The organism is Burkholderia sp. KJ006, from assembly GCF_000262695.1.
Classification (GTDB): domain Bacteria; phylum Pseudomonadota; class Gammaproteobacteria; order Burkholderiales; family Burkholderiaceae; genus Burkholderia; species Burkholderia vietnamiensis.
On the sequence record NC_017922.1, the window covers coordinates 904196 to 916376 of the forward strand.

Here is a 12181-nt window from a genome sequence, read left to right on the forward strand (position 1 = left end):
ATGGATTCGTCGTCGCGGTCGCGATGGAGCTCTTGCGTGACCGCATTGCACACATCGCCGTGCGGCCTCACGACGGCGTTGCCGTTTTCGTTTTCCACGTAGTGGTCTTCTCACGCTGCGATGCCGATCGAGGTCTCATCTTATCGACGGCCGCGGCCCGATCAAGTGTGAAAATTCACAGTCGCCGGCGCGTGAAAATTTCCAGGAAAACTGCTAGTGAGCGCGTCATGCGCCGAACCACGCCGGTGCGCGTGTCGCTGCCGGCGCATCGCGACGGCATGGCAACCGACCGGTGCCGGACCAAGCCAATCAGGGCGCGGGCCTCCCGCCGATCGCCGCCGCCAGCGCCGCGTGCGATACGACCTCCGCCATCGAGCAGCCTCAAGACGGCGTCGCACGCACGTTGCTATGCTCGCACCGCCCGACGCTGACGCGCCGGCAGTCCACCGACGGCTGCCGTCGCGCAGGAATCGGCGTTTGCTGCCGGTGCCAAGCCGGGACTAATCGCGAACCGGAATCAGCCCGAGCATCGCCGCCTTGACCGTTGCGTGAGTCTTGTTGGTGGCGTCGAGCTTGTCCATCGCATTCTGGATATGGAAACCGACGTTGCGTTCGGTCAATAGAAGAATCGCCGCGACTTCGGCGGCCGTCTTGCCCTCCGCCGTCCAGTGCAGCACTTCCTTCTCGCGGAGCGACAACCGCATTGCGCCGCTCGGCATCACGTCCGAAACGATCAGGTTGCTCATCGTCGCGTGCACGAACTGGCAAAGCCAGATCATCTCCGGCTCCGTGCGCCGCAACTCTTCCGGCGAGATGGGCGGCCCGCCGCGCACGAGGCTGAAGGTGCCCATCGCGCCGCGATGATCGCGGAGCGTCTGCGACCAGCCGTGGCGCAGGCCGAAGTCCGCTGCGTCGCGCCAGAACGCGTCATGGCCGGCCAGCGGCCCCGGCCAGGGCATTGGCCGGGTGCAGGCTTGTCCGTAATGGAGAACCGGATCGGCATGCTGATACCGCTTTTGCGCGTAATGGGCGCGCCATGCTTGCGGAAAATTGTTCCATTCCATGCTGGCGGGCCGCGTAATCGGTATCGTGACCCGCAGCACATATGCGTGGTATTCGAACCCCAGCGCGCGAACGGCCGGCGCGAGACCATCGAATGCGTCGGATGCGGTTTCCGCCTGCTCCATGCTCGCCAGCAGCGATTCTCGCCATTGACTCATCTACGGCCCCTTTGATCGCTCGGTTATTCAATATAGTGTTCCCGACCCGTGAATCGCGCCGGTCACCATATCCGAACTCCGGAACCGAATCAATTCGGCCGCGTTTCCCAAAATGGCGAACGCTACGTGGCCGCGCGGCCGGCCGCGACACCGGCGGCCCGGAACTGCCGAATGTCCTGCGGTCGCACACCCCCGAGCAGGAGCCGCCGGTAACGCTGCCATTGCCGCTCCCATCCCGATCGCGACGGACCTCCCTTCCCTGCCGCCCAGTCATCCCCCCGCCCCCCGGCAACCCCCCCGTATACCTCCCCCCGACATTCCTCTATACTGCCCCCCAGTATCCGGAGCCCACGATCCCATGCCGCATTCCCCCGAAGAAAAGAAGCGCGTCCTGACCCGCGTGCGCCGCGTGCGCGGGCAACTGAACGCGCTCGAGCAAGCGCTGGAAGACGGCGCGGACTGTGGCCCGATACTCCAGCAACTGGCTGCGATTCGCGGCGCGATCAACGGCGTGATGGCCGGCGTGCTCGAAAGCCATTTGCGCGAGGAATTCACCCAGCTCGCGGACGCGACGCGCCCCGCTTCCGGGTCGATCGACGATATCGTGACGCTCGTCCGGTCGTATTTGCGCTGACCGATACGGGATCGTCGACGTGCCGATTCATTCGATGATTACTTAAAGGATTCCCATGAAATCACGTGCCGCAGTTGCATTCGAGGCGGGCAAGCCGCTGCAGATCGTCGAGCTCGACGTCGAGCCGCCCCGCAAGGGCGAGGTGCTCGTCAAGATCACGCACACCGGCGTATGCCACACCGATGCGTTCACGTTGTCGGGCGACGATCCGGAAGGCCTGTTCCCCGCCGTGCTGGGCCATGAGGGCGCCGGCATCGTCGTCGAAGTCGGCGAAGGCGTGACGAGCGTCAAGCCGGGCGACCACGTCATTCCGCTGTACACCGCCGAATGCGGCGAGTGCCTGTTCTGCAAGAGCGGCAAGACCAACCTGTGCGTGTCGGTGCGCGCGACGCAGGGCAAGGGCGTGATGCCGGACGGCACCACCCGCTTCAGCTACAACGGTCAGCCGGTCTATCACTACATGGGCTGCTCGACCTTCAGCGAATACACGGTCGTCGCCGAAGTGTCGCTCGCCAAGATCAGCCCCGACGCCAACCCTGAGCAGGTCTGCCTGCTCGGCTGCGGCGTCACGACCGGCCTCGGCGCGGTGAAGAACACCGCCAAGGTGCAGGAAGGCGACACCGTCGCCGTGTTCGGCCTCGGCGGCATCGGCCTCGCGGTGATCCAGGGCGCCAAGCTCGCGAAGGCCGGCCGCATCATCGCGGTCGACACGAACCCCGGCAAGTTCGACCTCGCGCGCGTGTTCGGCGCGACCGACTGCGTGAACCCGAGCGATTACGACAAGCCCATTCAGCAGGTGATCGTCGAGATGACCGGCTGGGGCGTCGACCACAGCTTCGAGTGCATCGGCAACGTCAACGTGATGCGCGCCGCGCTCGAATGCGCGCACCGCGGCTGGGGCCAGTCCGTCATCATCGGCGTCGCGGGCGCCGGCCAGGAAATCTCGACGCGTCCGTTCCAGCTCGTCACCGGCCGCCGCTGGCTCGGCACCGCGTTCGGCGGCGTCAAGGGCCGCTCCGAACTGCCGGGCATGGTCGAGGACGCAATGGCCGGCAAGATCCAGCTCGCACCGTTCGTCACGCACACGAAGCCGCTCACCGGCATCAACGAAGCGTTCGACCTGATGCACGAAGGCAAGTCGATCCGCACCGTCGTGCATTTCTGATCCCCATCCGACCGGCCGGCCACGCAGCCGGTCGCGCCGCATGACGACGCCGGCAAACCGCGAGGTTTGGCCGGCGTCGTGCATTCTGCGGGTGCGTCACGATCGCGCCGGCCGCGGCCTGCTGCGCCGGGAATGCGGCGGCGCTTCACACATACGCGCGGTCCGGTCGCACGCCCGTCAATCCCTGCGACCATCCGCGCGCGGCGACATCAGGATCGGCGCGTAATGCACGGCATACGCGGCGAATGCCACGATCCAGCAAGCAGCGGACGCATCGAGCCACACGACGTAGCCCACCCCAGGCACGAGCGGCCCGAACACGCGGAGCACCGCCGCGACGATCACCAGCCAGTAACACAGCTGCTCCCACGGGCCGGCGACGAGCATGCGCCCCGTGTGGCCGAGCGCGGTGCGCGTGATCATCGCGACGATCGCGCCGCCGATCGCCCCGACCGTCAACGCATGCACGGCGAGCGAGTGCGCGACCACGCCGGCGACCGACAACGCGAGCAGCACGAAGCCGATCGGAATCCACAGACACGACACGTGCAGAATCCACACGATCGGCCGCTTGCCGACGCGCCACGAGCGCCACCCGACGATGCGCCACGCATGCAGCACCGCAGTCGCGAGCGCGGCGGCAATCAGCAATGCGCCGGGTGCGCCGAGCGCATCAGCGAACAGCGTGAGCGCGACCGCCGGCCCCGTGAGCGTATCGACGAGCCGGAAGCGGCGCATCGTGAAGCCGGGGATCGCGTTCATCGTGAACATCGGCACGATGCGGCCCGTGATCACCGCGACGAAGAACACGACGAGCCCCGTCGCCGCGTAGGCGGCGCGCAGCGCGAGATCCGCGCGGCCGGTCGTCACGGCCACATGGAACAGCACGTTGAGCGCACCGAACAGCAGCAGCGCGACCGGCAGGAACACGTTGTGCCGGTTCTTCGCGGCCAGCAGCACGCGCAGCAGCACGGCGGCGGTCACGGGCAGGAACAGCGCATCGACGATCGCCGCGGGCAGGGCCGGCCCCGACCAGACGAGCACGCGTCCGGCGAGCCAGAGCAGCCACAGGGCTCCGAGCGCGGGGCCGCGCAGCGTCTCGCGCGACGTCCACGCGCGCGTGGCGGTCAGCAGAAAGCCCACGACGATCGCGGCGACGAAGCCGAAGATCATCTCGTGCACGTGCCACATGAGGCCGGTCATCGCGCCCGCGCGCCCCGCGGCCGGCACACCGTGCCAAGCCGCGAGCCACACCGCGACGGCGATGCTCGCGAACCCTGCGCCGGTCAGATAGAAAGGCCGCAGCCCGAGTTGCAGCAGCGGCGGCGTGGCGGGCGCGGATGGCGCCTGCATGGGCTCGCTGATTTTCATGTGCGCTCCGTCGATCGAGGATGACGTCATTCATCCTAGACCTCCGACGCACGCGACGACGGGTGCCCCTACGGAGCGCGGTGGCATCGTCCGCGTTCGTGACCTGCGTCAAGCTCGCACTTCACGCATGTGCGAGACTTTCGCAACCGCGCGTGTGTTGTCATCGCCCCGTCAGCATCGCGCGCGTCGCATCCGCAGCGTGGCCGACGGCGATTCCCCGAACGCCCGCTTGTATTCGATCGCGAACCGCCCGAGGTGCGCGAAGCCCCATTTGAGCGCGATGTCCGTCACCGACGCGAGCCCCGGCGTCGCGTCGTCGAGCAATTCGTCGCGCACGCGCTGCAGCCGCAACTGGCGCAGATACGCCATCGGCGTGCTGCCGTGGCGGTTGCGAAACCCGGCGAACAGCGTGCTCGGGCTCACGCCCGCCAATTCGGCCAGGCGCTCGATCGTCAGCGGCTCGTCGAGATGCGCGCGGATGTACTCCTCGACGCGCCGCACGTAGAACGGCGCGAGCGGCGCCGGCGCCGGACGTGCGCCGTTGCGTATGCTGTTCGGATGGCCGTACAGCAGCAGGTTCAGCAGCGTCGACTCCAACTGCTCGAACGCGAGCGGATGGCGCAACGGATGCCCGTCGGTTGCGATCGCGTCGGCCAGCATCGGCAGCATCTGGGCGAGGCACGCGCCCTGCGGCGACGCGAGGCTGAACTCCGGCTCGAACTCCACCGGCGCGCGGCGCTCGTCGCCGAAATGGCGCCGCGCATGCCGCTCCATCACCTCGCGCTCGACGCGCAGGATCACCTGCGGACACGCGTCGCCCCACTGCATCCGGACCGGCAACGTCGGCGACAGCAGCGACGCGGTGTCGGGCGACGACACGAAGCGTGCCGCGCCGCACTCGATCTCGGCATCCCCGCGCAACGGTATCTGCAGCAGATAGAAGTGTTCGAGCGGCCCCGGCTCGATCGCCACCTGCCCGCCGTAGTCAAGCAGGTTCAGCGACAGGTTGCCCCAGCGCGCGTGATGCATGCAGCCGTGCAGCGCGTGCGCGGCGCCGGTCGGCGTGAGCCGATGCGGCTTGAACACGTCGGCCACACGCGCGCGCACCTCGTCGACGTCGTTCGACTGCAGCAACAGCGTGTCGCGATTGAAACAGGCGGCCTCGCCCAGCCAGCCCGTTCCCGTAAATTGCCCCATCGAAGTTCTCCCGTCGTGCCCGATCGCACTTGCGCAGTGCACGTGTTCCCGATTCCTGGGAAACGCGTCGCACGATCCGGATAGCACCCGGACTATCCGGACAGTCCGCGCCGTCGCGCGCGCAAGCCCCACGCCCATCACGCAAGAAGCGGACCGTTCGCGCATCGTAGAAAACTGCGCGGGTCTTCCGCATCCGCACATACCCGCAGTGCGCCGCGCGCCCGCCGCGGCGCCGCATGGCGCGCCGCAGGTTTCCGGAATCCTCGGATACCGGCCGAAGAAAGCGGATAGAAGTGCCAATTTCGTCCGCCAATACTGGGTCCATACAAGCAACGCACCGAAGGGAGGGACGCATGAAAGGACGACACATCGAGGTTCCGTCGCCGCACGGCGGCACGTTTCGCGCGTATCTGAGCACGCCGGCGGCCGGCAAGGGGCCCGGTATCGTGTTGTGCCACGAAATCTTCGGCGCGAACGCGACGATGCGCGACGTGGCCGACTATTACGCCGAAGAAGGCTATACGGTGCTCGTGCCCGATTTGTTCTGGCGTCAGGCGCCGGGCATCGAGCTCGGTTACACCGCGCCGGACTTCGAGCGCGCGATGGCGCTGTACCGCGACTACGACGAAAACGACGGCGTCGACGACGTCGCCGCCGCGCTGGCCGCGCTGACCGGCCGGCCGGAGTGCACGGGCAAGGCCGGCGTGCTCGGCTTCTGCCTGGGCGGCAAGCTCGCCTATCTGGCCGCGTGCCGGCTGCCGGACGTGGCGGCCGCGGTCAGCTATTACGGCGTCGGGATCGAGCACGCGCTCGACGAGGCGGCCGGCGTGCGCGGCCGGCTCGTGCTGCAGATCGCCGCCCAGGACCGCTTCTGCCCGCCGGACGCGCAGGCGCGCATCGCCGCAGCGCTGAGCGGCCGCGATGGCGTCGAGGTGTACGTGTATCCCGGCGTCGACCATGCGTTCGCGCGCAGCGGCGGCGATCACTTCGACAAGGCGGCCGCCGTGATGGCGCATCAGCGCGCGATCGCCGCGTTCCGTGCGGCGCTCGGCCCGCACTACGATCTGTCCGCACTGTGGGAAGAACACCTGCGCCACGAATTCGACACGCGCAACGTCGACGCGACGATGGCCACGATGGTCGCGCAACCGTACGTGAACCATATCCCGACGCTGACCGGCGGCGTCGGCCACGACGAGCTCAAGCGCTTCTACACGCATCACTTCGTGCATGCGAACCCGCCCGACACGACGATCACGCCGATCTCGCGCACGATCGGCGCGAGCCAGATCGTCGACGAGCTGCTGTTCTGCTTCACCCACACCACCGAGATCGACTGGATGCTGCCCGGCGTCGCGCCGACCGGCAAACGCGTCGAGATTCCGCTCGTCGCGATCGTCAAGTTCCGCGGCGACAAGCTGTATCACGAGCACATCTACTGGGACCAGGCCAGCGTGCTCGTGCAGATCGGCTTGCTGGACGCGGCCGGGCTGCCGGTCGCCGGCGTCGAGACGGCGCGCAAGCTGCTCGACGAAACGGTGCCGTCGAACCAGCTGATGCAGCGCTGGCGCGACAGCGCGTAAGCGCCCGAGCGACGGCCCGCAGCGCGAGCGCATCGCCTTCACTCAATCATTCCAGGAGACACCCCATGACAGCTCTGGCAGGCAAAGTCGCGATCGTCACCGGCGGCGCCACGCTGATCGGCGCGGCGGTCGCGCAGGATCTGGTGCGCGCCGGCGCGTGCGTCGCGATCGTCGACCTCGACGTGCAGAACGGCGCGCGCGTCGCCGACACGCTCGGCGAGCACGCGATCTTCATCGCCACCGACATCGCCGACGATCGTGCGATCGAGCGCGCGGTGGCGGCCGTCGTCGAGCGCTTCGGCGCGATCGACCTGCTGATCAACCTCGCATGCAGCTACGTCGACGACGGCATCCGCGCGACGCGCCGCGACTGGCTCGCGGCGATGGACGTCAACGTCGTATCGGCGGCGATGCTGGTCAAGGCCGTGCATCCGCACCTGGTGCGGCGCGGCGGCGGCGCGATCGTCAACTTCAGCTCGATCTCGGCGCAATGCGCGCAGACGGGCCGCTGGCTCTACCCGACCTCGAAGGCCGCGATGCGCCAGCTCACCCGCAGCATGGCGATGGATCTCGCGGCGGACCGGATCCGCGTGAACTCGGTGTCGCCGGGCTGGACCTGGTCGCGCGTGATGGACGAGATGACGCACGGCGACCGCGCGAAGACGGACCGCGTGGCCGCGCCGTTTCATCTGCTCGGGCGCGTCGGCGACCCGTCGGAAGTCGCGCAGGTCGTCACGTTCCTGTGCAGCGACGCGGCGAGCTTCGTCACCGGCGCCGACTACGCGGTGGACGGCGGCTATTCCGCGATGGGCCCCGAGCAGGCCGTGCCGGCGATCCCGCAGCTCGCGCAATAGCGGCAAGCCGATTCGCCGCGCCGCATCACGACCCGATTGATTCGTCATACAAAGGATTTCATCATGAAGCGCATCGCCATCGTCGGTGCCGGCCAGTCCGGCCTTCAACTCGCTTTCACGCTGCTCGACCACGGCTATCACGTCACGCTCGCGACCAACCGCGACGCGCAGCAGATCCGCTCCGGCAAGGTGATGTCGAGCCAATGCATGTTCCACACCGCGCTGCAGCTGGAGCGCGATGCCGGCCTGAACCACTGGGAAGAAGCGTGCCCGTCCATCGAGGGGATCGGCGTCGCGGTGCCGCATCCCGACGGCGGCGGCCGCAAGGCGATCGACTGGTCGTCGCGCCTGACCCGCTACGCGCAGTCGGTCGACCAGCGCGTGAAGATGGCCGACTGGCTCGACGCAGTCCGCGACCGCGGCGCCGACGTGCGCATCTGCGACGTCGGCATAGCGGAGCTCGAAGCGCTCGCGAGCAGCCACGATCTCGTGCTGCTCGCGGCCGGCAAGGGCGACATCGTCAACCTGCTGGGCCGCGACGACGCGCGCAGCGCGTTCGAGCGCCCGCAACGCGCGCTCGCGCTGACCTACGTGAAGGGCATGACGCCGAGCCAGCCGTATGCGCGCGTGCGCTTCAACCTGCTGCCCGGCATCGGCGAATACTTCGTGTTTCCGGCGCTGACCACGACCGGCCCGTGCGAGATCATGGTGTTCGAGGGCATTCCGGGCGGCCCGCTCGACTGCTGGGCCGACGTGAAAACGCCCGAACAGCACCTCGACCGCAGCCTGTCGTTCCTGCAATGCTACGTGCCGTGGGAATTCGAGCGCTGCCGCGACGTCGAGCTGACCGATCCGAACGGCACGCTCGCCGGGCGCTTCACGCCGACCGTGCGCAAGCCGTTGTTGCGGCTGCCGTCGGGCCGCACCGTGTTCGGCATGGCCGACGCGGTGGTCGTGAACGACCCGATCACCGGGCAGGGTTCTAACAACGCGGCAAAATGCGCGAAGGTTTACGGCGACGCGATCCTCACGCGCGAGGCCGCGCCGTTCGACGAAGGCTGGATGCACGACACGTTCGAACGCTACTGGGCCTACGCGCAGCACGTCGTGCGCTGGACCAACTCGCTGCTCACGCCGCCGCCGCCGCACGTCCTCGAATTGCTCGGCGCGGCCGGCCAGTATCCGACGCTGGCCGCGACGCTCGTCGACGGCTTCGACGACCCGCGCCGCTTCGCGCCATGGTGGTTCGAGCCGGCCGCGTGCGCCGCGATGATCCGCGAGCACGCGGCACGTTCGAAGCAAGCGCGATGAACGCCAGCGATTCCTCCCCTCTCGCCGCCGTCGATCCGCTGCAATTGCGCGCCGCGTTCGGGCACTTTCCGACCGGCGTCACCGTGATCACCACGCGCGCCGCCGACGGCCGCAAGGTCGGGCTTACCGCCAATTCGTTCTCGTCGCTGTCGCTCGATCCGCCGCTGCTGCTGTGGAGCCTGCGCAAGGTGGCGCCGAGCCGGCCGGATTTCGTTGCGGCCACGCACTTCGCGATCAATATCCTCGCGCACGACCAGCTCGAGCTGTCGCGCCGCTTCGCGACGCCGCGCGCCGACAAGTTCGACGGCGTGCCGCACGACGACGCCGAAGCCGGCGGCGTGCCGTGCCTGCACGGATCGAGCGCGCGCTTCGTGTGCCGCAACGTCGGCCATTACGAAGGCGGCGACCACCTGTTGTTCATCGGCCGGATCGAAGCGTTCGACGCGTTCGGCAAGGCGCCGCTGGTCTTCCATGCCGGCGAATATCGCGCGCTCTGCGCGCACCCGGATCTCGCACGCGCCGTTTGACCGGCTCTACTCATAACGCAACAGGAGGTGGTGATGAAGAATTGCGGCTCTCGCCTGCTCGCGATCGCGGGCATCGTGGTCGCCGGCCTGGCCGTCCACGCGCCGGCCCAGGCGGCCGACCTGCCGTCGGTCAACCTGGGGATGACGAGCTTCGTCGACGGGCTGCCGCCGGCCGGCTCCGGCTGGTACGGCACGCAGTACCTCGAGTACTACACGGCCGGCCGCGTCAACGACAACGCGGGCAACAAGGTCGGGCTGCCGAAGCAGGACATCGACCTGTTCGCGGGGCTGAGCCAGCTCGTCTACCAGGCGCCGCTGACGTTCGGCGGCATGCATCCGGGGCTCGACGTGATCCTGCCGTGGGTCGGCTCGGTTCATACCGACGACGGCATCGGTAACGTCGCGCTGAACGCGCGTGCGGGCGTCGGCGATCTGTTGATCGGCCCGTTCGTGCAGTTCGACCCGGTGATGGGCGCGCACGGACCGCGCTTCGCGCAGCGGGTGGAATTCCAGTTCATCGCGCCGACCGGCGCGTACGACCGCACGCGCGCGATCAATCCGGGCAGTCATTTCTGGTCGTTCGATCCGTACTGGGCCGCCACCTTCTGGATCACGCCGAAGTGGACCGTGTCGTGGCGGCTGCATTACTTGTGGAATGCAACCAATCACGCGCCGGCCGCCTCGCTCGGGCCGGACGTGACGTCGACGCAGGCCGGTCAGGCCGTGCATGCGAACTTCGCGACCGAGTACGAGGTGCGCCCCGGATTGCGGCTCGGGCTGAACGGCTACTGGCTGCGTCAGACCACCGACATGAAGGCGAACGGGCAGGACGTGGCGGGCACGCGGGAAGCGGTGTTCGCGATCGGACCGGGCGCGATGTACAGCTTCTCGCCGCAGGACCACATCATGTTCAACGCCTACTTCGAGACCTATGCGCGCAACCGCCCGCAGGGCACGCGGATGGTGCTACGGTACGTGCATCACTTTCAGTGACGGGTGACGGGTGACGGACGGCATCGGGCCGTGCAACGCGATCGCGGCTCGCGCGCGCCGCATCGCGCGTGGCTCGCACGCGCGCCGTGCGTTCCAATGGCCGTAGGGGGCCACCCGCGCGGGCGGTGGACTACGGCCTCGTCCAGGGTCGACCATGGGTCCGGGTTGCGTTGACGCCGCTATGATCGGCCTGTCTCGCGACGCCGCCCGGGGGACGACGAGCCTCCCATGAAGACGGTTGCCGTGCCGGCTCGCGATGCCACGCAGCCGGCACGCCGATCCACGGCGCGGCCGGCCGCGCCGCGCCGCTTACTGGCCGATGGTCGCGAAGCTCGGCAGCAGCACGCGGTACACATGAATCATCGCCGGCCCGAGCAGCACGCCCATCAGCGCGGGGAAGATGCAGAAGATCAGCGGGAACAGCAGCTTCAGCGCGATGCGCGCGGCGCGCTCCTCGGCGCGCATGCGGCGCCGCGTGCGCAGCATGTCCGACAGCACGCGCAGCGATTCGGCGACGCTCGTGCCGAACCGGTCGGCCTGGATCAGCATCGCGCAGAACGACTCGATGTCTTCCACGCCGGTGCGCAGCGCGAGGTTGCGCAGCGCCGTGTCCTTGGTGAAGCCCGACCGCATTTCGAGCAGCAGCAGGTCGAGTTCGCCCGAGACCACTTCGCTGCGAAAGCGCAGCTCCTCGCTGACCCGCATCAACGCCGCATCGAGCCCGAGCCCGGCCTCGACGCAAACCGTCAGCAGGTCGAGCGCGTCGGGGAAATCCTCGAAGATCGTCCGCTGACGCTTGGTGATGCGGCGCGACAGGACGAAGTTCGGCAGGTAGTAGCCGATGCCGGCCAGCGCGACGAGGATGAACGACAGCAGCATGCGCTGATCGGCGAGCCGCGTCGTGGCGAGCGCGAGCAGCGCGGCGCCCGGCAACGCCAGCGCCAGCACCGTCTTCGCGGTGAAGTAGAGCCCGGCCGCGCTCGGGTCGCGCCATCCGGCATTCATCAACCGCACCCGCAGCGGCGAGTTCTCCCAGCCGTCCTGCGGCACCGACAGCTTGGAGATCGGTTGCGACAGCTCGACGAGCCGCGCGATCCAGCGCGGGCCGGGCGCGCCGGCGTCGTCCGCTCCGGCGCCGGCCGCGCCGACCGCCACGCTCGCGCCGCTGGCCTGCTGAAGCCGGCGCTGCAGGTTGCGCGGCGCGAACAGCAGCATCGCGGCCAGCACGCCGCCCGCGACGAACAGGAACAAGCCGGCGAGCATCACGGTATGTACTACGCTCAGGTTTTGCATGACAGCCTCGAATCGGTTCGTGAAGCCTGAGAC

The 12181-nt window shown here is 68.4% G+C and carries 11 protein-coding genes; 7 read left to right on the forward strand and 4 right to left on the reverse strand.

Annotation, left to right across the window (positions count from 1 at the left end; translation table 11 throughout):
- Positions 1–500: 500 nt before the first annotated feature.
- The gene (locus tag MYA_RS27915; RefSeq protein WP_050991260.1) at positions 501–1220 is read right to left on the reverse strand and encodes an autoinducer binding domain-containing protein; all 720 of its coding nucleotides are present in this window, start codon (positions 1218–1220) and stop codon (positions 501–503) included.
- A gap of 358 nt (positions 1221–1578) precedes the next feature.
- Between MYA_RS27915 and frmR the strand changes: the two genes are divergently transcribed.
- Positions 1579–1854 (forward strand): formaldehyde-responsive transcriptional repressor FrmR, encoded by a 276-nt coding sequence (gene frmR / locus MYA_RS27920; RefSeq protein WP_011880512.1) that lies wholly within the window; start codon positions 1579–1581, stop codon positions 1852–1854.
- Between the two features lie 55 nt (positions 1855–1909).
- The gene (locus MYA_RS27925) at positions 1910–3019 is read left to right on the forward strand and encodes an S-(hydroxymethyl)glutathione dehydrogenase/class III alcohol dehydrogenase (RefSeq protein WP_014726164.1); all 1110 of its coding nucleotides are present in this window, start codon (positions 1910–1912) and stop codon (positions 3017–3019) included.
- 177 nt (positions 3020–3196) lie between these two features.
- Here the strand turns inward: MYA_RS27925 and MYA_RS27930 are convergent, their stop codons facing one another.
- Together MYA_RS27930 and MYA_RS27935 are read right to left on the reverse strand one after the other, a co-directional pair.
- Entirely contained in the window at positions 3197–4390 is a 1194-nt protein-coding gene (locus MYA_RS27930; protein WP_014726165.1) for an NnrS family protein, read from the reverse strand.
- A gap of 171 nt (positions 4391–4561) precedes the next feature.
- Positions 4562–5587, reverse strand: a complete 1026-nt coding sequence (locus tag MYA_RS27935) for an AraC family transcriptional regulator (protein ID WP_014726166.1) — start codon at positions 5585–5587, stop codon at positions 4562–4564.
- Positions 5588–5940: 353 nt separating this feature from the next.
- Here MYA_RS27935 and MYA_RS27940 point away from each other — a divergent pair, with 353 nt between their 5' ends.
- The 5 genes from MYA_RS27940 (at position 5941) to MYA_RS27960 (ending at position 10855) form a co-directional block, all read left to right on the forward strand.
- Positions 5941–7170 carry a dienelactone hydrolase family protein gene (locus MYA_RS27940; protein ID WP_014726168.1) on the forward strand — a complete coding sequence of 410 codons (1230 nt, stop codon included), beginning with the start codon at positions 5941–5943 and terminating at the stop codon, positions 7168–7170.
- Between the two features lie 65 nt (positions 7171–7235).
- The gene (locus MYA_RS27945; protein WP_014726169.1) at positions 7236–8024 is read left to right on the forward strand and encodes an SDR family oxidoreductase; all 789 of its coding nucleotides are present in this window, start codon (positions 7236–7238) and stop codon (positions 8022–8024) included.
- Positions 8025–8087: 63 nt separating this feature from the next.
- A complete protein-coding gene (locus MYA_RS27950; RefSeq protein ID WP_041494397.1) occupies positions 8088–9335 on the forward strand; it encodes a styrene monooxygenase/indole monooxygenase family protein in 1248 nt (415 codons plus the stop codon).
- Positions 9332–9862 (forward strand): flavin reductase family protein, encoded by a 531-nt coding sequence (locus MYA_RS27955; protein ID WP_014726171.1) that lies wholly within the window; start codon positions 9332–9334, stop codon positions 9860–9862. Before MYA_RS27950 ends, MYA_RS27955 begins: the two co-directional genes overlap by 4 nt.
- Before the next feature lie 33 nt (positions 9863–9895).
- Positions 9896–10855, forward strand: coding sequence for a SphA family protein (locus MYA_RS27960; protein ID WP_014726172.1), 960 nt, complete (start codon positions 9896–9898; stop codon positions 10853–10855).
- 309 nt (positions 10856–11164) lie between these two features.
- Here the strand turns inward: MYA_RS27960 and MYA_RS27965 are convergent, their stop codons facing one another.
- A complete protein-coding gene (locus tag MYA_RS27965; RefSeq protein WP_011880521.1) occupies positions 11165–12148 on the reverse strand; it encodes a type II secretion system F family protein in 984 nt (327 codons plus the stop codon).
- Between the last annotated feature and the right edge of the window lie 33 nt (positions 12149–12181).

Bases quoted from the DNA above. Each gene is read 5' to 3' on its own strand.
- MYA_RS27915 (WP_050991260.1), bottom strand. From the start codon at position 1,220: ATGAGTCAATGGCGAGAATCGCTGCTGGCGAGCATGGAGCAGGCGGAA.
- frmR (WP_011880512.1), top strand. From the start codon at position 1,579: ATGCCGCATTCCCCCGAAGAAAAGAAGCGCGTCCTGACCCGCGTGCGC.
- MYA_RS27925 (WP_014726164.1), top strand. From the start codon at position 1,910: ATGAAATCACGTGCCGCAGTTGCATTCGAGGCGGGCAAGCCGCTGCAG.
- MYA_RS27930 (WP_014726165.1), bottom strand. From the start codon at position 4,390: ATGAAAATCAGCGAGCCCATGCAGGCGCCATCCGCGCCCGCCACGCCG.
- MYA_RS27935 (WP_014726166.1), bottom strand. From the start codon at position 5,587: ATGGGGCAATTTACGGGAACGGGCTGGCTGGGCGAGGCCGCCTGTTTC.
- MYA_RS27940 (WP_014726168.1), top strand. From the start codon at position 5,941: ATGAAAGGACGACACATCGAGGTTCCGTCGCCGCACGGCGGCACGTTT.
- MYA_RS27945 (WP_014726169.1), top strand. From the start codon at position 7,236: ATGACAGCTCTGGCAGGCAAAGTCGCGATCGTCACCGGCGGCGCCACG.
- MYA_RS27950 (WP_041494397.1), top strand. From the start codon at position 8,088: ATGAAGCGCATCGCCATCGTCGGTGCCGGCCAGTCCGGCCTTCAACTC.
- MYA_RS27955 (WP_014726171.1), top strand. From the start codon at position 9,332: ATGAACGCCAGCGATTCCTCCCCTCTCGCCGCCGTCGATCCGCTGCAA.
- MYA_RS27960 (WP_014726172.1), top strand. From the start codon at position 9,896: ATGAAGAATTGCGGCTCTCGCCTGCTCGCGATCGCGGGCATCGTGGTC.
- MYA_RS27965 (WP_011880521.1), bottom strand. From the start codon at position 12,148: ATGCAAAACCTGAGCGTAGTACATACCGTGATGCTCGCCGGCTTGTTC.